The organism is Streptomyces sp. NPDC042371 (assembly GCF_056437465.1).
In genome coordinates this window covers 191,860-215,950 of sequence record NZ_JBWKAP010000001.1, presented here as the reverse complement: position 1 = coordinate 215,950, position 24,091 = coordinate 191,860, and the positions used below count along the sequence as shown (strand labels likewise).

General features: G+C 72.1%; 20 protein-coding genes. 6 read left to right on the top strand and 14 right to left on the bottom strand.

Features of this window, described 5'->3' with window-relative positions:
* Positions 1-66: 66 nt before the first annotated feature.
* Both AC068B_RS00975 and AC068B_RS00970 read right to left on the bottom strand, forming a co-directional pair.
* Positions 67-1,431, bottom strand: a complete 1,365-nt coding sequence (locus AC068B_RS00975) for an NAD(P)/FAD-dependent oxidoreductase (RefSeq protein WP_478668127.1) — start codon at positions 1,429-1,431, stop codon at positions 67-69.
* A gap of 236 nt (positions 1,432-1,667) precedes the next feature.
* Entirely contained in the window at positions 1,668-2,573 is a 906-nt protein-coding gene (locus AC068B_RS00970; protein WP_478668126.1) for a TIGR01777 family oxidoreductase, read from the bottom strand.
* An 87-nt stretch (positions 2,574-2,660) separates the two neighbouring features.
* On the opposite strand from AC068B_RS00970, the gene AC068B_RS00965 reads away from it, so the two are divergent.
* Positions 2,661-3,149, top strand: a complete 489-nt coding sequence (locus tag AC068B_RS00965) for an N-acetyltransferase family protein (protein WP_478668124.1) — start codon at positions 2,661-2,663, stop codon at positions 3,147-3,149.
* Between the two features lie 92 nt (positions 3,150-3,241).
* Positions 3,242-4,417 carry a PP2C family protein-serine/threonine phosphatase gene (locus AC068B_RS00960; RefSeq protein ID WP_478668123.1) on the top strand — a complete coding sequence of 392 codons (1,176 nt, stop codon included), beginning with the start codon at positions 3,242-3,244 and terminating at the stop codon, positions 4,415-4,417.
* Between the two features lie 13 nt (positions 4,418-4,430).
* Here the strand turns inward: AC068B_RS00960 and AC068B_RS00955 are convergent, their stop codons facing one another.
* The gene (locus AC068B_RS00955) at positions 4,431-5,099 is read right to left on the bottom strand and encodes a TetR/AcrR family transcriptional regulator (RefSeq protein ID WP_478668121.1); all 669 of its coding nucleotides are present in this window, start codon (positions 5,097-5,099) and stop codon (positions 4,431-4,433) included.
* A 132-nt stretch (positions 5,100-5,231) separates the two neighbouring features.
* On the opposite strand from AC068B_RS00955, the gene AC068B_RS00950 reads away from it, so the two are divergent.
* Positions 5,232-6,035, top strand: coding sequence for an SDR family NAD(P)-dependent oxidoreductase (locus AC068B_RS00950; protein WP_468559984.1), 804 nt, complete (start codon positions 5,232-5,234; stop codon positions 6,033-6,035).
* 20 nt (positions 6,036-6,055) lie between these two features.
* On the opposite strand, the gene AC068B_RS00945 is transcribed toward AC068B_RS00950, so the two are convergent.
* Positions 6,056-6,577 carry a DUF4240 domain-containing protein gene (locus tag AC068B_RS00945; RefSeq protein WP_478669194.1) on the bottom strand — a complete coding sequence of 174 codons (522 nt, stop codon included), beginning with the start codon at positions 6,575-6,577 and terminating at the stop codon, positions 6,056-6,058.
* A gap of 134 nt (positions 6,578-6,711) precedes the next feature.
* Between AC068B_RS00945 and AC068B_RS00940 the strand changes: the two genes are divergently transcribed.
* A complete protein-coding gene (locus AC068B_RS00940; protein WP_478668120.1) occupies positions 6,712-7,638 on the top strand; it encodes an SDR family oxidoreductase in 927 nt (308 codons plus the stop codon).
* Here AC068B_RS00940 and AC068B_RS00935 read toward each other — a convergent pair.
* The 7 genes from AC068B_RS00935 to AC068B_RS00905 form a co-directional block, all read right to left on the bottom strand.
* Positions 7,629-8,600, bottom strand: a complete 972-nt coding sequence (locus AC068B_RS00935) for a helix-turn-helix transcriptional regulator (protein ID WP_478668118.1) — start codon at positions 8,598-8,600, stop codon at positions 7,629-7,631. The genes AC068B_RS00940 and AC068B_RS00935 overlap by 10 nt on opposite strands.
* 81 nt (positions 8,601-8,681) lie before the next feature.
* Positions 8,682-11,387 (bottom strand): pyruvate dehydrogenase (acetyl-transferring), homodimeric type, encoded by a 2,706-nt coding sequence (aceE, locus tag AC068B_RS00930; RefSeq protein ID WP_478668117.1) that lies wholly within the window; start codon positions 11,385-11,387, stop codon positions 8,682-8,684.
* Between the two features lie 287 nt (positions 11,388-11,674).
* Entirely contained in the window at positions 11,675-12,298 is a 624-nt protein-coding gene (locus AC068B_RS00925; RefSeq protein WP_356266612.1) for a GntR family transcriptional regulator, read from the bottom strand.
* Positions 12,299-12,432: 134 nt separating this feature from the next.
* Positions 12,433-14,184 (bottom strand): 2-oxoglutarate dehydrogenase, E2 component, dihydrolipoamide succinyltransferase, encoded by a 1,752-nt coding sequence (gene sucB / locus AC068B_RS00920; RefSeq protein ID WP_478668115.1) that lies wholly within the window; start codon positions 14,182-14,184, stop codon positions 12,433-12,435.
* A 66-nt stretch (positions 14,185-14,250) separates the two neighbouring features.
* Complete coding sequence (gene lpdA / locus AC068B_RS00915) at positions 14,251-15,639, bottom strand: dihydrolipoyl dehydrogenase (RefSeq protein WP_356267820.1); 1,389 nt, start codon at positions 15,637-15,639, stop codon at positions 14,251-14,253.
* 303 nt (positions 15,640-15,942) lie between these two features.
* The gene (locus AC068B_RS00910; protein WP_356267821.1) at positions 15,943-17,490 is read right to left on the bottom strand and encodes a leucyl aminopeptidase; all 1,548 of its coding nucleotides are present in this window, start codon (positions 17,488-17,490) and stop codon (positions 15,943-15,945) included.
* Positions 17,491-17,603: 113 nt separating this feature from the next.
* Positions 17,604-18,386 (bottom strand): adenosylcobinamide-GDP ribazoletransferase, encoded by a 783-nt coding sequence (locus AC068B_RS00905; RefSeq protein ID WP_478668113.1) that lies wholly within the window; start codon positions 18,384-18,386, stop codon positions 17,604-17,606.
* Positions 18,387-18,473: 87 nt separating this feature from the next.
* Here AC068B_RS00905 and AC068B_RS00900 point away from each other — a divergent pair, with 87 nt between their 5' ends.
* Complete coding sequence (locus AC068B_RS00900; RefSeq protein ID WP_478668112.1) at positions 18,474-19,295, top strand: hypothetical protein; 822 nt, start codon at positions 18,474-18,476, stop codon at positions 19,293-19,295.
* Here the strand turns inward: AC068B_RS00900 and AC068B_RS00895 are convergent.
* The 3 genes from AC068B_RS00895 to cobT form a co-directional block, all read right to left on the bottom strand.
* Positions 19,178-19,936: a hypothetical protein gene (locus AC068B_RS00895; protein WP_478668111.1), complete on the bottom strand. Its 759-nt coding sequence runs from the start codon at positions 19,934-19,936 to the stop codon at positions 19,178-19,180. The genes AC068B_RS00900 and AC068B_RS00895 overlap by 118 nt on opposite strands.
* Entirely contained in the window at positions 19,933-21,723 is a 1,791-nt protein-coding gene (locus tag AC068B_RS00890) for a phosphatidylglycerol lysyltransferase domain-containing protein (protein ID WP_478668109.1), read from the bottom strand. The genes AC068B_RS00895 and AC068B_RS00890 overlap by 4 nt, the downstream gene beginning before the upstream one ends.
* Positions 21,724-21,806: 83 nt before the next feature.
* Positions 21,807-22,883, bottom strand: coding sequence for a nicotinate-nucleotide--dimethylbenzimidazole phosphoribosyltransferase (gene cobT / locus AC068B_RS00885; protein ID WP_478668108.1), 1,077 nt, complete (start codon positions 22,881-22,883; stop codon positions 21,807-21,809).
* A gap of 135 nt (positions 22,884-23,018) precedes the next feature.
* On the opposite strand from cobT, the gene AC068B_RS00880 reads away from it, so the two are divergent.
* Positions 23,019-24,077 (top strand): class I SAM-dependent methyltransferase, encoded by a 1,059-nt coding sequence (locus AC068B_RS00880; protein ID WP_478668106.1) that lies wholly within the window; start codon positions 23,019-23,021, stop codon positions 24,075-24,077.
* The last annotated feature ends 14 nt before the right edge of the window (positions 24,078-24,091 follow it).

Genomic DNA, 24,091 nt, shown 5'->3' with positions numbered 1-24,091 from the left:
ACAGGAGGAAGCCCCCGCGTGGGGGCACGGGGGCTTCCGGGGGAGCGGGACAATAGATCGGATGAGTCAGGCCGCGGTGGGCAGCGTCTCCTGGATGTACGAGGGGGCGATGCCGAAGTCCGTGAGGACGGCGTGGGCCGCGCGCCGCCCCGAGTGCAGGGCGCCCTGGACCGTGCTGGTGTCCCGGTGGTCCCCGCAGACGTAGAGCCCGGAGAGCAGGCGCACGGGCCGTCGGATGTCGTGCGGGGGCGGCATCGCCGGGACGGCCTCACGGGTGTGGTGGACGGCCAGCTGCTCCCAGCGGTCGGTCGGCGTGCCGTACAGCGCGGCGAGGTGCGCGCGGACGGCGGACTCCTCCGGCGGCGGACCGAGGACGGTCGAGGAGACGAGCACCCGGCCCGCGGGTGCGCGCGACGGGTCCACCTGGCTGATGACCGCCGTGTGCGCGACCGGGCCCGCGCGGTCCGCGTCCAGGAGCAGCGCGGGTCCGTCGAGCGGCGGTTCGGGCGCGGCGTGGTGGACGACCGTCACCTCGTGGAACGGCGGTACGCGCAGGCCGGGAAGGAGCTCGGCGGCGGCACGCGCGTCGGTGGCCAGGAGGACGGCGCGGCACGGGAACTCGCCGTGCTCGGCGGTCCCGACGGAGCTCGTGGAGACCGAGGTGACGCGGACGCCGGTGCGGACCACGCCGGGCGGCAGGGTGGCCGCGAGGTGCTCAGGCAGGACTTCGGCGCCGCCCTCGGGCAGGCAGAGGCGGCCGCGCGCGAAGGCGTGCAGGGCGAGGTCCGCGCACCGGCTCGACGTGGTCAGGCCCGGGTCGCAGAGCAGCGCGGAGAGCAGCGGGCGCAGAAAGCCGTCGATGGTGCGGGAGGGCAGTCCGCGGGCGAAGAGTGCGTCCGCCGCGGGGAGTTCGGGCCGGGTGAGGAGGCGGTCGACGGGCGTCGCGGCGATGCGGGCCAGCGCGGTGCCGAGGCGGGCCTGGTCGAGCGGCGTGCCGAGCGGGGCGGGGCGAGGGGGTGTGCCGGAGGCGGCCCTCCCCGGCGCCCGTGAGGCCAGCGGACCGAGGGGGGCGCTTGCCAGGGCGCGTGCCGTAGTGAGTGCGCCCCTTGCGCTCCGTGCGGGCAGGCGCTCGGCCGCCCGGTGATGGCGTCCTTCGCTGTGCACCAGGAGGCCCGGCGCGAAGGGGCGCAGCACGAGGGAGTCGAGCCCCGGGGTCCGGCGCAGTTCCGGATACGAGGTGGTGAGGAGCTGACCGATTCTGTCCAGCCGGAACCCGTCGACCTTCTCGGTCGACATTCTGCCGCCGACGTAAGGGGCGGCTTCCAGGACGACGGTCGTTACACCGGCGCTGGTCAGCCGATGTGCTGCCGAGAGCCCCGCGGCCCCGGCTCCCACGATGACGACATCCGCATGGTGCGCATGCTCTGGCACGTGCCCCTCCCGAGGTCGCGCGGCTGGTGAGGTGCTGATGCCCCCAACAGGGCTCCGAATACCCGCGTTGGGCACGAGGGTAGGAGCGGTTCCGGTCAGGGGCAGTCGCGCACGAACCGGGCACGGTCGCACGTAGGTCGCACAGCGGTCATGCCGTGAAAGGAAATCGATCACTTTCTGTCAAGGGCGTACGCCGGAGACTGCGCCCCCTTCGGGACCCTCGTACCCTTCGGGCTTTACCGCAGCGCAGCCCTGATCGCCTCGTCGATGGCGGGGAACGCGAAGGCGAAGCCGGAGTCCAGGAGCCGCGTCGGCAGCACCCGCTGGCTGCCGAGGACGTCCCCCGCCATCTCCCCGAGCACCAGCCGCAGCGCGGGTGCGGGCGCGGGCAGGAGCGCGGGCCGGTGCAGCACCCGCCCCATCGCGGCCGTCACCTCACGGTTGGTGAGCGGCTCGGGCGCCGTGAGGTTGAAGGGCCCGGACAGCGTCTCCGTGTCGATCAGGTGCCGGAGCGCGGCCACCTCGTCGTGCAGGGAGATGTAGCTCCAGTACTGCCTGCCGTTGCCGAGACGGCCGCCGAGCCCCGCCTTGAAGAGCGGGAAGAGACGGCCCCAGGCCCCGCCCTCCCGGCCGATCACCAGGCCGTTGCGGGCCAGCACGGTCCGGATCCCGGCGTCCCGCGCGGCGGCGGCCGATTCCTCCCACTCCACGCACAGCGAGGGCAGGAAACCCTCCCCGGCCGGGGCGCTCTCGTCGACCGCGCGCTGGCCCGTGTCTCCGTAGTAGCCGATCGCGCTGGCGTTCACGAACACCCGCGGCGGCTCGTCCAGCGACGCCGCGGCGGTGGCGAGCGTCTCGGTGCCGAGCACCCTGCTGTCCCGCAGCTCCCGCTTGTAGGCGTCCGTCCAGCGGTGGTCGCCGATGCCCGCGCCGGCGAGATTGACCACCGCGGAGCAGCCCACGAGCCCGGCCGTGTCGACGTACCTCTCCTTGGGGTTCCAGCGCACCTCGTCCTTGGAGCGGGGCGCCCTGCGCACCAGGCGCACCACCTCGTGCCCGTCGGCGGCGAGGGAGCGCGTGAGCGCCGTACCGATGAGCCCGGAGGCGCCCGCCACGGCGACGCGCGACTGTGTGGTTTCCATGGCTCCCATCCTGCCCCGTGGAACCGGGAACGTGCCTGCCCCACAGACCCGGGGTGGCGCGCGCCCCCGCGGCCGTACAGTGGCGCCATGCCGGACTTGCACATACGCACCGCACTGCACGAGGACGACGACGCCCTCGCCCGTCTCGACCGCGCCACCTGGTCCACGCTCCACGCGGTCCAGCCCCGCCCCCAGCCGCCGTACGACCCCTTCTTCAACGACCGCTTCGGGCCCCACGACCACTTGGTCGCCGAGGTGGCAGGGCGGCTCGTCGGCTATGTGAAGCTCGGCTACCCCACCCCCCTGCTCGCCAACGCGCACGTGCGCCAGATCCAGGGCTTCGTCGTCGCCGAGGAGGTCCGCGGCCGCGGCATCGGCAGACGGCTGATCCGGGCGGCCATGGACGAGGCCCGCCGCCAGCGCGCGGTCCGGATCACCCTGCGCGTGCTCGGCCACAACACTCCGGCCCGCAAGCTCTACGAGGCGGAGGGCTTCGTCATCGAGGGCGTGCTGCCCGGCGAGTTCCTGCTGGAGGGCGCGTACGTCGACGACGTCCTCATGGGACGCCCCCTCTGACCCGCCCTTGACGAGCCCGGTCCGCCGGGCGTGCGGCACCCGACGGACCGGCCCGGCGTGCGGGGGCGCCGTGCCCGTAGGAGCGTGAAGAGATGATCAGGGCTGAGGCCAGACGGCGCGAGGCGGACCAGCGCGACTGGCTGCTGCGCGGCACGCCGCCTCCGCCCTGGGTGCGCTGGCCCCCGCCACTGCTCCTGCTCGCGATCACCCTCGTCCAGCTGCTCACCCCGAGAACGCTGGACCTCAGCTTCCTGATCGCGGCCGTCCCGCCGCTCGCCGCCCTGTCGTACGGGCCCGCCCTGACCGCCCTCGTCGGCGCCGTCGTGCTCACGCTCCTCTCCCTGCCGGTCTTCGACCTCGGCCACCCGGGCAACAGTGACGAGCTGACGATCAGCTTCATCGCGCTGCTCAGCGTGCTCTTCGCCTGGGTGCGCAGCCGCCGCGAGGCCCAGCTCGTCACGGTCCGCACGGTCGCCGAGGCGGCCCAGCTCGCCGTCCTGCCACCGCTGCAGGAGCAGGTCGGCAGGGTGCGGTGCGCGGGCCTCTACGAGGCGGCGCAGCACGAGACGCTGGTCGGCGGCGACTTCTTCGACGTACGCAGGGGGCCCTCCGGAGTACGCGCCCTGATCGGCGACGTGCAGGGCCACGGGCTCGCGGCCGTCGGCACGGTCGCCGCGCTGCTCGGGGCGTTCCGCGAGGCGGTCCTGGACCGGGCGGACCTGGAAGGGGTCGCCGCCCAGCTGGACCGCAGACTCGTCGTGGACTCGGCGGGGCTGGAGCACGCGGAGCTGTTCGCGACGGCGGTGCTCCTGGAGTTCCCCGATGACGCCTCCGTCGTCCGGATCGTCTCCTGCGGGCACCCGCAGCCCCTGCTCCTTCGCGGCTGCGAGGTCACCGAGCTGGACGTGCCGTCCGGGGCGCCGCTCGGCCTCGGCATCGCGGGGCTCGCCCCGCCCGAGGGCCTCACGGTGCCGCTGCGCGACGGTGACCTGCTGCTCGGCCTGACCGACGGGGTGGGCGAGGCACGGGACGCGTCCGGCGCGTTCTACCCGCTGACCGAGCGGCTCACCGCGATGCTCCGGGCGGACGCGGCGCTGGCGGAGGAGCCGGGCGGGCTCGCGGAGCGCGTGTGGGCGGACGTGCTCGACTACGCGGGGCGCGTACGGGACGACGTGACGCTGATGGTGTTCGCGCCGGGACCGGTCGCGGAGGCGGCCCCGCAGCCGGAGCCGCGGCCGGAACCGCGCCCGCAGCCGGACGCCGCATAGCTGCCCGCTCGTCTCAGCCCGGGTTCTCGGTCCGCGTCAGCGGCCCCGTCCCGCCCATGAGTTCCCGCAGGCATCGCGCCGCGAGGTCCGCGGGGGACCCCGGGCCCGTGACGTCCGCGTCCGTCTGCGCCCAGGTCTCCAGGGCGATCCGGATCGCGGCCGTCGCGGCGGCCGCGGCCACCCGGACCTCCAACTGCTGCGGGCCCGCGCCCGTTCCCGCGCCCGCGAGCTCCGCGACCACGGGACGCAGCTTCTCCTCGGACTCCTGGTTCACGCGGTACCAGACCGCCCGCAGCGCCGGGTCGTCGACCGCCGCGCGGAGCAGCCCGCGGGTCTGCCGCAGCCCGTCCGCCGCCGTGCCGTCCGGCACGGCGAGTGCTTCGGAGATCGCGCCGTGCAGGGCGTCGGGGAGGGCCGCGCCGGGCTCGGCCGCGGCGAGCAGCGCCCGCCAGCGGTCCCCGCCGACGGCGAGCAGCGGGCCCACCGCGTCCTGCTTGGTGCGGAAGTACCGGTAGAAGGTGCGCAGCGCGACCCCGGACCGGCCCGCGATGGCCTCGGCCGTGGTGCCGTCGGTCCCGTGCGCGGTGAAGAGCTCGGCCGCGGCGCGTGCGATCTCCAGCTGGGTCGCCAGCTTGCGGCGCTCCGTGAGGGAGAGGGGCGGGGTGGACGACTGGGTGCTCACCCGGGGAAGCCTACGTCGAGTACGACAAGAAGGCACGTCTGGACGTAGTGGCACAACATGCCATGTGGGCGTATCGTGTAGGACGCAAGTACTGGACGCAATCGCTGCACGTGAGAAAACCGGGAGACCGCCATGAGCGCCACGCAGAACCTGAACCGCTACGAAGGCCGTCGCGCCCTGGTCACCGGCGGTGGCTCCGGCATCGGCCAGGCGACCGTGCTGCGCATGCTGGCCGAGGGTGGCAGGGTCGTCGCCGCCGACGTCAGCGAGGACGGCCTGAAGGACACCGCGGCCAAGGCGGGCACCGACGCGGAGCGCCTCACCACCGTCGTCGTGAACATCGCGGACGAGGCCTCGGTCCGCGCGGGCGTCGCCGCGGCCACCGACGCGCTCGGCGGCCTGGACGTCCTCGTGAACGCCGCGGGCATCCTGCGCTCCTCGCACACCCACGAGACCACCCTCGACGCCTTCAACCAGGTCATAGGCGTCAACCTCACCGGCACCTTCCTGATGATCCGCGAGGCGATCCCGGCACTGCTGCGGGGCAACGGCTCCGCCGTCGTCAACTTCAGCTCCACGTCCGCGATGTTCGCCCACCCGTACATGGCGGCGTACGCGGCGAGCAAGGGCGGCATCCAGTCGATGACGCACGCCCTCGCCGCGGAGTACGGCAAGCAAGGCGTCCGTTTCACCGCCGTGCAGCCCGGCTCCATCTCCTCCGGGATGACCGACGGCTCCGGCGCCAGCAGGCAGAGCGTCGGCCCCGGCCTGCCCGAGGACGCCGACATGAGCCTGTTCGTGAAGCTCGCGCCCGCCCTCGGCCAGGGCTTCGCGGGCCCCGAGACCGTCGCCTCCGTCGTCGCGATGCTCGCCTCGGACGACGGCCGCTTCATCACCGGCACCGAGGTCCGCATCGACGGCGGCACGCACTTCTGACCCAGGTCTTCTGGGAGGGGTCAGTCCTCCATGAAGCGGTCCCAGAGCTTCGGGTAGCGCTGCGCCATCACCGACTCGTTCTCGAAGTCGATCGACGTGCCCTCCGGCTCGGCCGGGGCGGGCGCGACGCCGAGGTCCGGGGCGACGACGCCGGTGAGCTGCTCGTACGCCTCGTCCGCGGCGTAACCGAGCTCCTCGCCGTCGCCGTCGAGCTCCTCGTCGAAGTCGTCGAGGAGCTCGGCGAGCGAGTCCGGGTCGTGCACCGCTCCCTCGAAGACCTCCCGCCCCTGGCCGATCAGCCAGCACCGGAAGTAGTCGAAGGCGTCGTCGCTCGCACCGCCGAGGAGCACCCAGGCCGCGCCCCACAGATCCCAGCGGTAGGCGCGGTTGTAGCGGGCCTCGAAATGGCGGGCGAAGTCGAGGACGGAGTCCGGGTCGGACTGCAGCAGTCTCTCGACGAGCAGCTCGGCGTGGTCCTCGGGGTCGCCACCGGCGGCCTCGCGGGTACGGTCCACGATCTCCCAGAACTCCGTCTCGTCCATCACGGGTCCAGCATCGGTCCTGCGGGGTGGGGGCGCACGCGGAGTGCGCCGGAATGCGGCTGTCTCGTTATGCGTGCACATGCCCGTGGAAAGACCGACAGAGGTTGTCGGCTTTTGGTGGAAGCCTCACAGACATGGAGACCACCCAGAACCTGACCGGAAAGATCGCCCTCGTCGCGGGCGCCACCCGCGGCGCGGGCCGCGCCATGGCGGTGGAGCTCGGCCGCGCCGGAGCCACCGTGTACGTGACGGGCCGCACCACCCGCACCCACACCAGCGAGACCGGCCGCACCACCGAGACCATCGAGGAGACCGCCGAACTCGTCGACGCGGCGGGTGGCCGCGGCATCGCCGTGCCCACCGACCACCTGGAGCCGGAGCAGGTGGCGGCCCTCGTTGAGCGGATCGACCGGGAGCAGGGCCGTCTGGACATCCTCGTCAACGACATCTGGGGCGGCGACGTCCACGTCGAGTGGGACAAGAAGATGTGGGAGCACGACCTCGACAAGGGGCTGCGCATCCTGCGCCTGGGCATGGAGACCCACATCGTCACCAGCAGGTACGCGCTGCCGCTCCTGATCAGGAACCCCGGCGGCCTGGTCGTCGAGGTCACCGACGGCACCGAGGAGTACAACCGCGCCAACTACCGCAAGCCCTTCTACTACGACCTCGCCAAGGCGGCCCCGCCGCGGATGGCGCACGACCTCGCCAAGGAGGTCGAGGAGTACGGCTGCACGGCGCTCTGTCTGACGCCGGGCTGGCTGCGCTCGGAGTTCATGCTCGACACCGCCTTCAAGGTGACCGAGGAGAACTGGCAGGACGGCTGCGAGCAGAACCCGCACTTCGCGATCTCCGAGACGCCGACGTTCGTGGGCCGCGCCCTGGTCGCACTCGCCGCCGACCCCGACGTCAAGCGCTGGAACGGCGCCTCGCTCTCCAGCGGCTCACTCGCCAAGGAGTACGGCTTCACGGACGTGGACGGCTCCGCGCCGGACGCCTGGCGCTACATCGCGGAGGTCGAACAGACGGGCAAGGAGGCGGACGTCACCGGCTACCGGTAGAGCTCGGCGGACCGTGCGGCGGCGTCTGCGAACCGCGCGCGCAGCTCCGCGGGCGCCACCACCTCCACCTCCGGGCCGAGCGACATGAGCTGGGTGTACGCCACGTCCTCGTTCTCGACAGGCAGCGTGATCGTCACCCGGCCCGCCGCGTCGGGCTCACCCGCCGTCTCCAGCGCCTCCCGCACGGAGACGGCGTCGGTGGCGTGCGGCAGCCTCCGCACGCCCGCCTCGGTCAGCCGCACCACCACCTCGGCCCGCAGGATCCCCCGCGCGAACTGCTCGGCCCGCTCCTCCCAGAAACCCGGCAGGTCGAACTCCTCGTCCCGCGCGAACCGCTCCTCGTCCGCCACGACCGAGGTGAACCGGTCGATGCGGTAGACGCGGTACGCCGCCGAGTCGGGCACCCGCGCGCACAGGTACCAGACACCCGCCTTCAGCACGAGCCCGTACGGCTCCAACTCCCGCTCCACCTCGGTGTCCTGGCGGCGGTAGCGGGCGCGCACCCGCCGGTCGTCCCACACCGCGTCCGCCACGGCGGGCAGCAGCTCGGGGGCGGGCGTGTCCTGGAACCAGCCGGGGGCGTCCAGGTGGAACCGCTGCGAGGCGCTCTGCGAGGCGTCCCGCAGCGAGGGCATGAGCGCCGCCGACACCTTGAGCCGGGCCGCCGACGCCGCGTCGGCGAGACCCATATCCCGCAGCGCGCCCGGCACCCCGGACAGGAACAGCGCCTCGGCCTCACTGCGGCCGAGCCCCGTGAGGCGGGTGCGGTAGCCGCCGATGAGCCGGTAGCCGCCGGTGCGGCCCCGGTCCGCGTAGACCGGCACGCCCGCCTCGGACAGCGCCTGCGCGTCGCGGGTGATCGTCCGCTCGGACACCTCCAGCTCGGTGGCCAGCTCGGCGGCGGTCATGGAGGGCCGAGCCTGCAGCAGCAGGACCATCTTGATGAGGCGGGCAGCGCGCATGGCCCCATGATGCCGGTGCGCACATACGGGTGCGGCCCCCGCCGTCAGGCAGGGGCCGCACCCGTATGTCGAGCCGGAGGGCTACAGGCCGTACTTGGCCCGCGCCTCCTTCACCGCGGAGGCGGGCACCTCGCCGCGGCGGGCGAGCTGCGCCAGCGTGGCGACGACGATCGACTCCGCGTCGATGCCGAAGTGACGGCGGGCGGCGTCACGCGTGTCGGAGAGACCGAAGCCGTCCGCACCGAGCGAGGAGTAGTCCTGCTCGACCCACTGCGCGATCTGGTCGGGGACCTGGCGCATGTAGTCGGAGACCGCGAGCACCGGACCCTGAGCACCCTCCAGCGCCGTACGGATGAACGGCGTCCGCTCCTCGCCGCGCAGGATGGCCTCGTCGGCCTCCAGCGCGTCGCGGCGCAGCTCCGTCCAGGACGTCGCGGACCACACGTCGGCGGCCACGCCCCACTCCTCGGCGAGCATCTTCTGCGCGGCGAGGGTCCAGTGGATGGCCGTGCCCGAGCCGATCAGCTGGATGCGCGCGGCGTTGGCCGCGGGCGAGAGACCGGCGGTCTCGGCGGTGTTGAAGCGGTACAGGCCCTTGATGATGCCCTCGTCGACACCCGCGGGCTTCGCGGGCTGCGGCATCGGCTCGTTGTAGACGGTGAGGTAGTAGAAGACGTTCTGGTCTTCGCCCTCGTGGGCCTCGCCGTACATGCGGCGCAGACCCTCCTTGACGATCGCGGCGATCTCGTACGCGAACGCCGGGTCGTACGACAGCGCGGCCGGGTTGGTCGCGGCGATCACCGGCGAGTGGCCGTCCGCGTGCTGCAGACCCTCACCCGTCAGCGTCGTGCGGCCCGCGGTGGCGCCGACGAGGAAGCCGCGGCCGAGCTGGTCGCCGAGCTGCCACATCTGGTCGGCCGTGCGCTGCCAGCCGAACATCGAGTAGAAGATGTAGAAGGGGATCATCGCTTCGCCGTGCGTGGCGTACGCGGTGGACGCGGCGATGAAGTCCGCCATCGAACCGGCCTCGGTGATCCCCTCGTTGAGGATCTGGCCGTCCTTGGCTTCCTTGTAGTACATCAGCTGGTCGCGGTCGACCGGCTCGTACGTCTGGCCCTTCGGCGAGTAGATGCCGAGCGACGGGAAGAGCGACTCCATGCCGAAGGTGCGCGCCTCGTCGGGGACGATCGGCACCCAGCGCTTGCCGGACTCCTTGTCGCGTACGAGGTCCTTGACCAGGCGTACGAACGCCATGGTCGTCGCCACCGACTGCGAGCCGGAGCCCTTGTCGAACGAGGCGAAGGCCTTGTCGGCGGGGGCGGGCAGCGGCGCGAGCGGCTGCGTGCGACGGGCCGGGGCCGGACCGCCGAGCGCGGCACGGCGCTCCTGGAGGTAGCGGACCTCGGGGGAGTCGGCGCCGGGGTGGCCGTAGGGCACCTGGCCGTCGACGAAGTCGCTGTCCGGGATCGGCAGCCCGAGGAGGTCGCGCATGTCCTTGAACTCGTCCACCGTCAGCTTCTTCATCTGGTGGTTGGCGTTCTTGGACTCGAAGCCCTTGCCGAGGGTGAAGCCCTTGACCGTCTGCGCGAGGATCACGGTCGGCGCGCCCTTGTGGGTGAGCGCCGCACGGTAGGCCGCGTAGACCTTGCGGGCCTCGTGGCCGCCGCGCGAGAGGTGGAAGCACTCGCTGATCTTGTCGTCGCTGAGCAGCTTGCCCAGCTCGACGAGGGCGGGCTCGGCACCGAAGAAGTGCTCGCGGATGTAGGCGGCGTCACGCGTCGCGTACGTCTGGAACTGCGCGTCCGGCACCTCGCGGAGGCGGCGGACCAGGGCGCCGGTGGTGTCGAGCTGGAAGAGCTCGTCCCAGGCGTTGCCCCACATGATCTTGATGACGTTCCAGCCGGCGCCGCGGAACTGGGCCTCCAGCTCCTGCACCACGCGGAAGTTGGCGCGGACCGGGCCGTCGAGACGCTGCAGGTTGCAGTTGATGACGTACGTGAGGTTGTCCAGACCCTCACGCGCGGCCAGTGCGAGGGCCGCCGTCGACTCGGGCTCGTCCATCTCGCCGTCACCGAGGAACGCCCACACGTGCGAGGCGGAGACGTCCTTGATGCCGCGGTTGGTGAGGTACCGGTTGAAGCGCGCCTGGTAGATGGCGGAGAGCGGGCCCAGACCCATGGAGACGGTCGGGAACTCCCACAGCCAGGGCAGGCGGCGCGGGTGCGGGTAGGAGGGCAGGCCGTTGCCGCCCGCCTCCTGCCGGAAGTTGTCGAGCTGCGCCTCGTTCAGACGGCCGTCGAGGAAGGCGCGGGCGTAGATGCCGGGGGAGGCGTGGCCCTGGATGTAGAGCTGGTCACCCGATCCGGGGGCTTCCTGGGATTCCTTGCCCTTGAAGAAGTGGTTGAAGCCGGTCTCGTACAGCCAGGCCGCGGACGCGAAGGTCGCGATGTGGCCGCCGACGCCGTGCTTGGAGCCGCGCGTGACCATGGCGGCCGCGTTCCAGCGGTTCCACGCCGTGATCTTCCGCTCCATCTCCTCGTCACCGTCGACGGACGGCTCGGCGGAGGTGGGGATGGTGTTGACGTAGTCCGTCTCCAGCAGCTTGGGCAGCGCCAGGCCCGCGCCCTCGGCGCGCTCCAGCGTGCGGCGCATCAAGTACGCGGCACGGTGCGGCCCGGCCGCCTTGGTGACGGCGTCCAGGGAGGCCTGCCATTCGGCGGTCTCCTCGGGGTCGCGGTCCGGGAGCTGGTCGAGCTCGCTCGGCTGGATTGCGGAGGGGTCGGTCATGTCGCCGCCTTCCTGAGTCGGAGGGGGTCCCCTGTTCGGTAAGGGGTGGGGGTGCCCGGTTCTTGGCAGGACAGGGCGTAAGGCTCGGGTGGGAGCCCGTCGGAGACTGTAACTCCGTGATCGATGATCGATCAAAGGGTTGAAGGGGAAAACTCCTTCATACCGAGAAAGTCGGCATCCGGTGCCAGCAATGCGGGCACGCGGTGCCTTTGATTTAAAGGGTTTACGCAGGTGAGAGCACGTATGGAGTCAAGGCGCCACGGATGAGCGCCCCGCGTCCGCCGTCCTCAGGCCCGCGGCGCGCACCCCAGGACATGGGACTTGACCAGGTCGGCGATCGCGGGATCCCGGCGCCGGAAGGCGGAGACCAGGGCCTCGTGCTCCTCCGCGTACGACTGCTGGACCGTGCCCAGCCAGCGGATCGACAGCGCGGTGAACACCTCGATGCCGAGGCCCTCCCAGGTGTGCAGGAGGACGGAGTTGCCCGCGGCCCGCACCAGCTCGCGGTGGAAGCCGACGGTGTGCCGCACCTGGGCCGTGCCGTCGGTGGCCCGGTCCGCCTCGTAGAGGGCCGCGACATGGGGCTCCAGGGCCGAGCAGTCCTCGGCGAGCCGCTCGGCCGCCAGCTCGGCGGCGATGGCCTCCAGGCCCGCCCGGACCGGGTAGCTCTCCTCCAGGTCGGCGGCCGTCAGATTGCGTACGCGTACACCCTTGTTGGGCGCCGACTCGATCAGCCGGAGCGTCTCCAGCTCGCGCAGCGCCTCACGGACGGGGGTCTGGGAGACCTCCAGCTCGACCGCGATCCGGCGCTCCACGATGCGCTCGCCCGGCTTCCAGCGCCCGCTGACGATCCCCTCCACGATGTGCTCGCGGATCTGTTCGCGCAGCGAGTGAACAACGGGCGCGGTCATGTGGGCTCCTCCGGCGGGGCAGCGCCCCAGGGCGTTGTGACCCCTAGACAATACGGCGACGCCCCCGCTCGGAAACCTCCGAACGGGGGCGTACGCGCTGATGAGACGAGTCTTACAGCCTCAGGGCCGCAGGACTACAGGCCGAGCTCGACCTCGAACTCGCCGGCCTCCAGGATCGCCTTGACCGCGGTCAGGTAGCGGGCGGCGTCCGCGCCGTCCACCAGACGGTGGTCGTAGGAGAGCGACAGGTACGTCATGTCACGGACGGCGATGGTCTCGCCGAGGTCCGGGTGGTTGATGACGACCGGGCGCTTGACCGTGGCACCGATGCCGAGGATCGCGGCCTGGTTCGGCGGCACGATGACCGTGTCGAACAGGGCGCCGCGCGAACCGGTGTTGGAGATCGTGAAGGTGGCGCCGGACATGTCGTCCGGGGTGAGGCCACCGCCACGGGCCTTGCCCGCGAGCTCCGCGGTCTTCTTCGAGATACCGGCGATGTTCAGGTCGCCCGCACCCTTGATGACCGGCGTCATCAGACCCTTCTCGGCGTCAACGGCGATGCCGATGTTCTCCGAGTCGAAGTACGTGATGGTGCCTTCGTCGTCGTTGATCCGGGCGTTGACGACCGGGTGGGCCTTCAGCGCCTGGGCGGCGGCCTTGACGAAGAACGGCATCGGGGAGAGCTTGACGCCCTCGCGAGCCGCGAACGAGTCCTTCGCCTTGGCGCGCAGCTTCATCAGCTTGGTGATGTCGACCTCGACGACCGAGGTCAGCTGGGCCTGCGAGTGCAGCGCCTTCATCATGTTGTCGCCGATGACCTTGCGCATGCGGGTCATCTTGACCGTCTGGCCGCGGAGGGGGGAGACCTCCAGGGCCGGGGCCTTCGAGGCGGCCGGGGCAGCGGCGGCGGCCGGAGCCGGAGCCGACTTCTTGGCCTCGGCGGCGGCGATGACGTCCTGCTTGCGGATGCGGCCGCCGACACCGGAACCGGTGACCTCGGAGAGGTTCACGCCGTTCTCGGAGGCGAGCTTGCGCACCAGCGGGGTGACGTAGGCACCGTCGTCGGCCGGGGTGGCCTGCGCCGGGGCGGCAGGCGCGGCCGGAGCCGGCTGGGCCGGGGCGGCAGGCTTGGCCGGAGCCGGGGCGGCAGCGGCGGGCGCGGCCGGAGCGGCAGCCGGGGCGGCGGGCTGCGCGGGGGCGGCCGGGGCCGGAGCCGGGGCCTCCTCCTTGGCCGGGGCGGCCGGGGCGGCCTGGGCCTGCGCCGGAGCGGCACCGGCCGCACCGATGACGGCGAGCTTGGCGCCGACCTCGGCGGTCTCGTCCTCACCGACGACGATCTCGAGCAGCACGCCCGCGACCGGCGAGGGGATCTCGGTGTCGACCTTGTCCGTCGAGACCTCGAGGAGGGGCTCGTCGGCCGCGACCTCCTCGCCGACCTCCTTCAGCCAGCGGGTGACGGTGCCCTCGGTGACGGACTCGCCGAGCGCGGGCAGGGTGACCTCGGTGCCCTCGGCGGAACCGCCGGACGGGGCGGGGGCGGCGGGCGCCTCGGCCTGGACCGGGGCCTCCTCCTGCTTCGGGGCCTCCTCCTGCGCGGGGGCGGCCGGGGCCTCCTGCGCCGGGGCGGCCGAGCCGCCCGCGTCGCCGGAGCCGTCGTCGATGACGGCCAGCTCGGCGCCGACCTCGACGGTCTCGTCCTCGGCGACCTTGATGGAGGCCAGGATGCCTGCGGCCGGGGAGGGGATCTCGGTGTCGACCTTGTCGGTCGACACCTCGAGCAGCGGCTCGTCGGCCTCGACGCGCTCGCCTTCGGCCTTCAGCCAACGGGTGACAGTGCCCTCGGTGACGCTCTCGCCGAGCGCCGGAAGGGATACGGAAACCGCCATGGTTTCAGTTGCTCCTTACAGAATTGCGGAAGTCTGGTCGTCTCGTCGCGCCCGAATGACTGAAGGTCAGTCGTGGGAGTGCAGCGGCTTGCCCGCCAGGGCGAGGTGCGCCTCGCCCAGCGCCTCGTTCTGCGTCGGGTGGGCGTGGATGAGCTGGGCCACCTCGGCCGGCAGCGCTTCCCAGTTGTAGATCAGCTGGGCTTCGCCGACCTGCTCGCCCATGCGGTCGCCGACCATGTGGACGCCGACGACGGCACCGTCCTTGACCTGGACGAGCTTGATCTCGCCCGCGGTCTTGAGGATCTTGCTCTTGCCGTTGCCCGCGAGGTTGTACTTGAGGGCGACGACCTTGTCCGCGCCGTAGATCTCCTTGGCCTTGGCCTCGGTGATGCCCACGGAGGCGACCTCGGGGTGGCAGTACGTCACCTTCGGCACGCCGTCGTAGTCGACCGGAACGGTCTTGAGACCGGCCAGGCGCTCCGCAACCAGCATGCCCTCGGCGAAGCCGACGTGCGCGAGCTGGAGGGTCGGCACCAGGTCGCCCACGGCCGAAACGGTCGGCACATTGGTCTGCATGTACTCGTCGACCAGGACGTAGCCGCGGTCCATGGCGACGCCCTGCTCCTCGTAGCCGAGGCCCTGCGAGACGGGGCCGCGGCCGATGGCGACCAGGAGGACCTCGGCCTCGAAGGTCTTGCCGTCGGCGAGGGTCACCCGCACGCCGTCCTGCGTGTACTCGGCCTTCTCGAAGAAGGTGCCGAGGTTGAACTTGATGCCGCGCTTGCGGAACGCGCGCTCAAGAAGCTTGGAGCTGTTCTCGTCCTCGACCGGCACGAGGTGCTTGAGGCCCTCGACGACCGTGACGTCGGCCCCGAAGGACTTCCACGCCGAGGCGAACTCGACGCCGATGACGCCGCCGCCCAGGATGATCGCGGACTTCGGCACGCGGTCCAGGGTCAGGCCGTGGTCCGAGGAGATGATGCGGTTGCCGTCGATCTCCAGACCCGGCAGCGACTTCGGCACGGAGCCGGTCGCGAGGAGGACGTGGCGGCCCTGGACACGCTGGCCGTTCACGTCCACGGAGGTCGGCGACGAGAGCTTGCCCTCGCCCTCGATGTACGTCACCTTGCGGGAGGCGACGAGACCCTGCAGACCCTTGTAGAGGCCCGAGATCACGTCGTCCTTGTACTTGTGGACGGCCGCCATGTCGATGCCCTCGAAGGTGGCCTTCACGCCGAACTGGTCGGCCTCGCGCGCCTGGTCGGCGATCTCGCCGGCGTGCAGCAGCGCCTTCGTGGGGATGCAGCCGTTGTGCAGGCAGGTGCCGCCGAGCTTGTTCTTCTCGATCAGTGCGACGTCCAGGCCCAGCTGCGCTCCGCGCAGGGCCGCGGCGTAACCGCCGCTACCGCCGCCGAGGATCACTAGGTCGAAAACGGTGCTGGCGTCGTTCGCCACGTCACGTCCTCCATGCATGTGCGCCGTACGCCGGACCCCTTTTCGCGGGGGACGACCGGTCGGTCGGCTGGTATTCGGCCGCTCTTGTTTCGGCCCTTTGGTGGGGGCCCTGTCCTGCCGAGAACCCATCTTCGCACTTGTCGGCGGGAGACGGGACGCCGGGCCAGGCTGTGAGACGTCGGATCGACCGTCTCCAGGGCTATCTCTTGCGTACGAACGTACGGATTTCGTCGAGGGCGAAATCCGGGAATCGCCGAGGGCCCCGGACACCAGAAGGGTCCGGGGCCCTCGGCACGTACGCGATCAGCCCAGATCGCCCGAGGCGGTGTGCTCGGCGAGCCGGACCAGGGTGCGGACCGCGGAGCCGGTGCCGCCCTTGGGGGTGTAGCCGTACGGGGCGCCCTCGTGGAAGGCCGGGCCCGCGATGTCGAGGTGGGCCCAGGTGATGCCCTCGCCGACGAACTCCTTCAGGAAGAGACCGGCCACCAGGCCGCCGCCCATGCGCTCGCCCATGTTGGCGATGTCGGCGGTGGGGGAGTCCATGCCCTTGCGCAGGTCGGTGGGGAGCGGCATCGGCCAGGAGGGCTCGCCGACCTCCTCGGCGATCTCGTGGATCGAGGCCCGGAAGGCGTCGTCGTTGGCCATGATGCCGAAGGTGCGGTTGCCGAGGGCCATCATCATGGCGCCGGTCAGCGTCGCCACGTCGACGATCGCGTCGGGCTGGTCCTCGGAGGCCTTGGCGATGGCGTCGGCCAGGACCAGGCGGCCCTCGGCGTCGGTGTTGAGGACCTCGACGGTCTTGCCGCTGTACATCCGCAGGACGTCGCCGGGGCGGGTCGCGGAGCCGGACGGCATGTTCTCGGCGAGCGCCAGCCAGCCGGTGACGTTGACCTCGAGGCCGAGGCGCGCGGCGGCGACGACGGCGGCGAAGACCGCGGCGGCACCGGCCATGTCGCACTTCATGGTCTCGTTGTGACCGGCGGGCTTCAGCGAGATGCCGCCCGAGTCGTACGTGATGCCCTTGCCGACGAAGGCGAGGTGCTTTTTGGCCTTGGAGCTCGTGTACGAGAGCTTCACCAGGCGCGGCGGGGCCTCGGAGCCGACGCCGACGCCGAGGATGCCGCCGAAGCCGCCCTTGGTGAGGGCCTTCTCGTCGAGCACCTGGACCTTGATCCCGTGCTCCTTGGCCGCGGCCTGGGCGACGGCGGCGAAGGCCTCGGGGTTGAGGTCGTTCGGCGGGGTGTTCACCAGGTCACGGGCGCGGTTGAGCTCCTCGGCGACGGCGACGGCACGGTCGACGGCCGCCTTGTACGCCTTGTCGCGGGGCTTGCCGCCGAGCAGGGCGACCTCGGCCAGCGGCGCCTTGGCACCCTTGCCGTTCTTCTTCGCGGACTTGGCGTCGGCCATGCCCTTGTACGCGTCGAACGAGTAGGCGCCGAGCAGGGCGCCCTCGGCCAGGGCACCGGCGTCCTCGGCGTCCTCGACGGGCAGCGCGAACGCGGCCTTCTTCGAGCCGGTCAGGGCGCGGGCGGCGGCACCGGCGGCGCGGCGCAGGGCATCCGTGCCGTACGTCTCGTCCTTCTCCGGGACCTCGCCGAGACCGACCGCGACGACGACGGGGGCCTTGAAACCGGACGGCGCCGGAAGCTTCGTCACCTCACCCTCGCCGCCCGAGGCCCCGAGGGTCTCCAGGACGGACGCGAGCTTGCCGTCGTACGCCTTGTCCACGGCCTCGGCGCCGGGAGCGACGACCAGGCCCCCCTTGGATCCAGCGCCCTTCGCGACACCGACGACGATCGCGTCGGCACGCAGGCCGGTCGCGGCGGCGGTGCTGAGAGTCAGAGCAGTCACGGTGGTGAGGTCCTCTTTCAGTGAGTTTCGTCGGGCTGTGGGGTGGTGAGCCCGTCGCGAGCCTACGCCCGTGAGCGCTGCGGTGCGCCTCACTGTGTGTGTTCGGCGCGGTGTCAGCCGAGGGCGAGCACCACCAGGGCGCAGGTCGCCGCGGTCTCGGCGAGCCCGCCGAAGACGTCCCCGGTGACCCCGCCGAACCGTCGGACGCAGTGCCGGAGCAGCAACTCGGCGGCGCCGAGCGCGAGGACGACGGCCGCCGCGCCCCGCACGACGCCGCCCACCCCGAACGGCAGGCCCGCGGCCGCGGCCGCGCACACGACGAGGACGGCGACCCCTGCCGCGCGGGTCCGCGGGACCACTCCGGCGACGGCGGCGCCGAGCCCCTCGGGGCGGGCCGGGGGCACGCCGTCGCGGGCGGCCAGGGTGAGGGCGAGACGCGCTGCGGTCGCCGAGACGACGGCGGCGAAGGCGCCGCGGGCCCACGAGGTCTCGTACAGCTGGAAGAGCACGGCCACCTGGGCGAGCAGCGCGAACAGCAGGGTGATGACGCCGAAGGGGCCGATGTCGGACTGCTTCATGATGCGCAGCGCGTCGTCGGCGGGCTTGGCGCTGCCGAGGCCGTCGGCGGTGTCGGCGAGGCCGTCGAGGTGCAGGCCGCGGGTGAGGGCGGCGGGGGTCGCCGCGGTCGCCGTGGCGGCGAGGAGGGGGCCCGCGCCGAGGGCCGTCAGCACACCGCCGACGCCCGCCGCGCAGAGGCCGACGACCAGACCGGCGAGCGGGGCGCACTGCATGCCGTCGCGCGCGGCCTCGCGGTCCCAGCGGGTGACCCTGACGGGGAGTGCGGTGAGGGTGCCGAAGGCGAAACGTATGCCGTCGGCGGGGGAGGTTCTGGACACCGCGGAAGGCTACCCCGCGGGAACGTTCCGGCCTGCGGATCACTCTTCCCGGACGGAGGATGGGCGCATGAACGACTGGTGGGCCGCATGAACGACTGGTGGTACCGGAACATCGTCGAGCCGGGGAAGCTGCCGCTGCTGCTCGCGCTGCTCTCCTTCGTGGGGTCGTTCCTGGTCACCCGGACCATCACGCGGCTGATCAGGGCGGGCAAGGGGCCGTTCCGGAACATCAGCACGGGGGACGTGCACATCCACCACGTCGTGCCGGGGATCTTCCTGATGCTGGTCGGCGGGTTCTGGGGGGTGGCCGCGGGGCGGCACGGCGGCGGGCCGCTGTACGCCGCCGTCATCTTCGGCGTCGGCGCAGGTCTCGTGCTCGACGAGTTCGCGCTGATCCTCCACCTCGACGACGTGTACTGGAGCGAGCAGGGCCGCAAGAGCGTGGAGGTCGTGATGCTCACGGCCGCCCTTGTGGTGCTCGTACTCACCGGCTTCACACCGTTCGGGGTGAACGACCTGACGCCGACGGAGCGGCACAACCGGGGGCTGTTCGCGCTGAACGTCGGCATCAACTGCGCCTTCGCCCTGATCGCGCTCCTCAAGGGCAAGCTGCGCACCGCCCTGATCGGCATGGTGGTCCCGTTCGTCGCGCTGGTCGGCGCGATCCGTCTGGCCAGGCCGGGATCGGCGTGGGCCCGGCGCTTCTACCGCAACCGGCACCGGGCACGCGCGCGTGCGGGGCTGCGGGCCTTCCGGCACGACCGCCGCTGGTCGGGGCCGCGCCGCAAGCTTCAGGACTGGATCGGCGGCTTCACGCCGGGACCCTCGTCCGTGTCTGCGGAGTCTGCGGAGTCTGCGGAGTCATCGGCGTCATCGGAGTCGGCGGACCGCGTGCCGCCGTCCCGGTGACGTGCCGCCGCCGAGAGCACGCACAGCACCAGCACGGCGGCGATCGCCGCGATGTGCTCCTTGCCCGCGAGGTTGTTCTTGACCAGCACCTCGACGACCATCAGGGCGCTCACCAGGGCCGCGGTGAAGTACGCGCGATAGCGCCAGCACACGTAGACGGCGAGGCCGACGACGGCGGCCGACGGTCCTGTGTCGACGACCTGGGCGTCGGACGCGGGCAGGCCGAGCGGGTTCTCGGGGCCCAGGGAGATGGCCACGCGCGCGTAGAGCGTGCCCGCGAGGGTGACCGCGTACCCGATGAGAAGCGTGCGCCACCAGCCCAGGCAGATCTCCGCGATCCCGAAGACGAGCAGGATCTGCACCAGCGCGCCCCACACCGGCAGGTCGAGGGCGGGCACGAAGAGCGAGAGCGGGGTGCGGAGCAGGGACAGCCAGAGCGGGTCCTCCGCCCGCACACAGCCGATGTTCTGGACGAACTGGTAGCCCCACGGCTGGTTCTGCACGTACTGGCAGAGCGCGGTGAGGCAGACCGCCGCCAGCGTCATGGGCACGGCCCGCCATCGTCGGGCGGCGAGCGCGCCGCGCACGGTGGAGAAGAGTGGCCCCCACTCGGCGCGGGCGTGGCGGGCCAGGGTGCTCATCGTCTCGACTCCAGATGTTTGCGGTGCAGCCACTTCGGCAGGCCCGGCGCTTCCAGGAAGCCCTCCGCGCGGCCGGAGGCGACACCGATGCGCAGCAGGTCGACGCTCTTCTCGAAGAGAAGGAAGCGGGGTTCCCAGATCGGCCGGTACTTGGCGTTGGCGCGGTAGAGGGACTCGATCTGCCACCACCGGGAGAAGAAGCTGAGCAGCGACCGCCACAGACGAAGGACCGGGCCCGCGCCGAGCCGCGAGCCACGTTCGAAGACCGACCTGAACATCGCGAAGTTGAGCGACACCTGAGTGATCTTGATCTCGGGGGCGTACTGCAGGAGTTCGATGACCATGAACTCCATCAGGCCGTTCTCGGAGTCGCGGTCACGCCGCATCAGATCGAGGGAGAGCCCGTGCGGGCCCCACGGGACGAAGGACAGCACGGCCCTCAACTCGCCGTTCTTGTCCGTGCATTCGAGCATCACGCACCGGCCGTCCGCCGGGTCGCCGAGCCGTCCGAGGGCCATGGAGAAGCCGCGTTCGGTGGCTCCGTCGCGCCAGTCGTCGGCGCGCTCCAGGAGGGTCGCCATCTCGTCGGCGGGGATGTCCTCGTGGCGGCGGATGCGGACCGTGTACCCGGCGCGCTTCACGCGGTTGTACGCCTGCCGGACGGTGCGCATGGCCCGCCCCTCCAGCGTGAAGTGTTCCTTGGAGGCCTCGCCCTTGGCGGCGATCTCCACGATGGCCTCGTCGCCCAGCTCCAGGGCGTCCAGGCCGTGCCGGGCGTAGATCGTGCCCGCCTCCTCGCTCGCGCCCATCACGGCGGGGATCCAGCCGTGCTCACGGGCCTCGGCCAGCCAGGGCTCGATCGCGCCTGGCCAGGCCTCCGGATCGCCGATGGGGTCGCCCGAGGCCAGCGAGACCCCGCCGACGACGCGGTACACGACGGCCGCCTTGCCGGTCGGGGACCACACGACGCTCTTCTCGCGGCGCAGCGAGAAGTAGCCGAGCGAGTCGCGGTCGCCGTGCCGGTCGAGCAGCGCGCGCAGCTTCTCCTCGTCGTCCTCGGTGAGCGGGTCGACGGCCCGGCGGGAGCGGAACGCGGCGTACAGCACGGCGCAGAGCAGCAGCGCGCTCAGGACGTTGATGGCGACGTTGACCCAGCCGGGCGTGGCGATGCCCTCGAAGCGCTTGTCGTCGGCGGCCAGCGAGACCAGGCGCATGACGCCGTAGCGCCAGCGGTCCAGGAAGGTCGAGCGGTAGTCGTCGTGGGCGCTGTTGGTGACGGTGACGAGCAGCGTGGCGATCAGCGAGGTCACCAGGAGCCCGCCGACCGCGACGACCGAGGCCAGCTTCGGGTTGGCGCGGTCGCCCTTCGCGTAGAACTCGCGGCGGCCCACGACGAGCGCCGCGACGAAGGCGGCGGTCAGGGCGAGGGAGATCCAGTTCTGCGCGTACGCACGGATCTCCGGGAAGATCATCGCGAAGGCGAAGAGCAACAGGAAGAGCCCGCTGAGCACGAGGTTGAGGATCCATGCGGCGCGTTTGCGGCGCCGCATGGTGATCGCCAGGAACAGCGTGAACGCCCCCGAGGCGAAGCCCGCGGTCAGCATGTACGGCGTGAAGTAGTTCGCCGTGTTGTGCTGCCGCAGGTCCTGCCCGAGGGAGACCCAGACCGCGCTCAGGAAGTTGATGAACGTAACGGCCCGGAGGTACCAGACGGCAAACCCCGCTGCGCGGCGCTGTATGACGGTGCGTGATTTCTGTCGCCCGGCGACGACCTGCTCATCTCCCATGAAAAGGGATCATATGGGCCGTGGCCCATTGCGGGTGATCTAGGGGTTCTGCCCGATTCGAATGCGGACCCGCCGGACGGGCCCTAGCTCTCGGCGGGTGCCTGCGCCGCCGCGGGCTCCCGCTCCGGCAGCTCCGCCGCCAGCGCGGCCGCGGCCTGCACCAGCGGCAGCGCAAGGAGTGCCCCCGCGCCCTCGCCGACCTGCACGCCGTGCGAGAGCAGCGGTTCGAGCGCCATCCGGTCGAGCGCCTTGGCCTGGGCGGGCTCCCCGCTGTCGTGCCCCGCGAGCCACCAGTCCGGCGCCCGGAAGGCGACCCGCTGGGCCACCAGCGCGGCCGCCGACGCGACGACGCCGTCGAGGATCACCGGGGTGCGCCGCACCGCGCACTGCAGCAGGAAGCCCGTCATCGCCGCCACATCGGCGCCGCCCACCGCGGCGAGCAGCTCCAGCTGGTCGCCGAGCACGGGCCTGGCCCGCCGCAGCGCGTCCCGCACCACCGCGCACTTGCGCATCCACGCCAGGTCGTCGATGGGCTCGCCGCCCCGCCCGGTCACCACCGAGGCGTCGGTCCCGCACAGCGCGGCCACCAGCGTCGCGGCGGGCGTCGTGCCGCCCACGCTGACATCGCCGAGCACGACCAGATCGGTGCCCGAGTCCGCCTCCTCGTCGGCGACGGCCATGCCCGCGCGCAGCGCCTGCTCCGCCTCCTCGACGGTCAGCGCGTCCTCGATGTCGATGCGGCCTGAGCCGCGCCGCACCCGGTGCCCCGCGACCTCGGCGGGCAGCTCCTCAGGGTCGCAGTCGAGCGCCATGTCGACGACGCGGACGGGCACTTCGAGGCGGCGCGCGAGAACGGCCGCGGGGGTCTCACCGGCCAGCACGGAACGTACGAGTTCGGCGGCGCTCCCCGCGGGCCGCACCGAGACACCGAGCTCGGAGACGCCGTGGTCGCCCGCGAACAGGACCACGCGCGGCCGCGCGACTGGCCGCACCGGCACCGAGGACTGGGCCGCGGCGAGCCACTCGCCGAGTTCGTCGAGACGGCCGAGCGAGCCGGGTGGCACGGTCTGCCGCGCCCTGCGGTCCTCGGCGTCGCGGCGCACCCCGCCGTCGGGCCGCTCGATCAGGTCGGTGAAGTCGTCGAGATTCAGCGAGCTCATTCGGCGAACAGTACCGGGAGCGGTGCCGGTGTCGCTCGAACGGCCCTGCGAGCCGCGCCATGCATGGTGTCACCGCATATGCGGGAATGATCCTTTACGTTCCTGTTTGTCTCGGCTTCTTCCAGGAGTGCGACCATGACCACGGATGCCGCCCAGCGCGTCGCCGACCGGCGTCCCGCCTACCTCGCCGAACTCGCCCAGGGCACCGAGCGGTTCCACGAGCCCCGCCGCACCGACTGCCCCTGGTGCGGCTCCACGCGCCTGCGGGCCAGGCTGCGCACCACCGACCTGGTCCAGCGCAAGCCGGGCAGCTTCACGCTCGACCGGTGCGGGGACTGCGGCCACTCCTTCCAGAACCCCCGACTCACCCCCGACGGACTGGCCTTCTACCGCAGGGACGCGCGCGAGGGCCCCGATGAGTGCCGCCTCTCCGCCGCCCGCACCCGCAGCCGTGCCCACGCCAGGGCCCGCGCACTGCGCGTCTTCGACGAGCCCGAGTGCTGGCTGGACGTCGGCACAGGCGACGCGCACTTCCCGGCGCTGGCCAGGCAGGTCCTGCCGTACACCGCCTTCGACGGCCTCGACGAGGGCGCCGGTGTCCTGGAGGGGCTGCGGTGCGGTCGCATCGAGGAGGGCCACCGCGGCTCCCTCACCGCGCTCGCGGACTCCCTCGCGGGCCGCTACGACGCACTGAGCATGTTCCACACCCTGCAGTGCGCCCCGGACCCCCGCGAGGAGCTCGGAGCGGCGAGAACCGTGCTGCGCCCCGGCGGGCACCTGATGATCGAGGCCCCCGACCCCGAGTGCCGCTACGCCGGGCTGCTCGGCAAGTGGTGGGCGTCGTACGGCCAGCCGCGCCACCTGCACCTCGTGCCGCTCGCCAACCTCCGTACGGAGCTGACGGAGCTCGGCTTCACGGTCGTCGCCGTCGAGCGCCGCGCCGCGCACGTCCCGCTCGACCTGGGCACGGCCGTCGAGCTCTTCCTCGACCGCCGCATCCCCGGGCCCGACGTCCCGTGGCGCGCCAAGCCCGCGCCCCCGCTCCAGCTGAGACTGCGCCGGGCCGCACAGGGGATGTCGGTGCCGCTGGTGGCGTCCGCCCGCGCCCTCGACACGCTCCTGCGGCCCCTGCTCACCCGCACCGGCTTCGCCAACACCTACCGCGTCATCGCCCGCAGGGGCGCGGACACCTGAGAGCCTGTGTCATC

Excerpts from the sequence above, each read along its gene's own strand:
- AC068B_RS00900 (WP_478668112.1), top strand. The coding sequence starts at position 18,474 with ATGAACGACTGGTGGTACCGGAACATCGTCGAGCCGGGGAAGCTGCCG.
- AC068B_RS00935 (WP_478668118.1), bottom strand. The coding sequence starts at position 8,600 with ATGCGCGCTGCCCGCCTCATCAAGATGGTCCTGCTGCTGCAGGCTCGG.
- AC068B_RS00925 (WP_356266612.1), bottom strand. The coding sequence starts at position 12,298 with ATGACCGCGCCCGTTGTTCACTCGCTGCGCGAACAGATCCGCGAGCAC.
- cobT (WP_478668108.1), bottom strand. The coding sequence starts at position 22,883 with ATGAGCTCGCTGAATCTCGACGACTTCACCGACCTGATCGAGCGGCCC.
- AC068B_RS00970 (WP_478668126.1), bottom strand. The coding sequence starts at position 2,573 with ATGGAAACCACACAGTCGCGCGTCGCCGTGGCGGGCGCCTCCGGGCTC.
- AC068B_RS00950 (WP_468559984.1), top strand. The coding sequence starts at position 5,232 with ATGAGCGCCACGCAGAACCTGAACCGCTACGAAGGCCGTCGCGCCCTG.
- aceE (WP_478668117.1), bottom strand. The coding sequence starts at position 11,387 with ATGACCGACCCCTCCGCAATCCAGCCGAGCGAGCTCGACCAGCTCCCG.
- AC068B_RS00960 (WP_478668123.1), top strand. The coding sequence starts at position 3,242 with ATGATCAGGGCTGAGGCCAGACGGCGCGAGGCGGACCAGCGCGACTGG.
- AC068B_RS00895 (WP_478668111.1), bottom strand. The coding sequence starts at position 19,936 with ATGAGCACCCTGGCCCGCCACGCCCGCGCCGAGTGGGGGCCACTCTTC.
- AC068B_RS00940 (WP_478668120.1), top strand. The coding sequence starts at position 6,712 with ATGGAGACCACCCAGAACCTGACCGGAAAGATCGCCCTCGTCGCGGGC.
- AC068B_RS00945 (WP_478669194.1), bottom strand. The coding sequence starts at position 6,577 with ATGGACGAGACGGAGTTCTGGGAGATCGTGGACCGTACCCGCGAGGCC.
- AC068B_RS00880 (WP_478668106.1), top strand. The coding sequence starts at position 23,019 with ATGACCACGGATGCCGCCCAGCGCGTCGCCGACCGGCGTCCCGCCTAC.
- sucB (WP_478668115.1), bottom strand. The coding sequence starts at position 14,184 with ATGGCGGTTTCCGTATCCCTTCCGGCGCTCGGCGAGAGCGTCACCGAG.
- AC068B_RS00890 (WP_478668109.1), bottom strand. The coding sequence starts at position 21,723 with ATGGGAGATGAGCAGGTCGTCGCCGGGCGACAGAAATCACGCACCGTC.
- AC068B_RS00965 (WP_478668124.1), top strand. The coding sequence starts at position 2,661 with ATGCCGGACTTGCACATACGCACCGCACTGCACGAGGACGACGACGCC.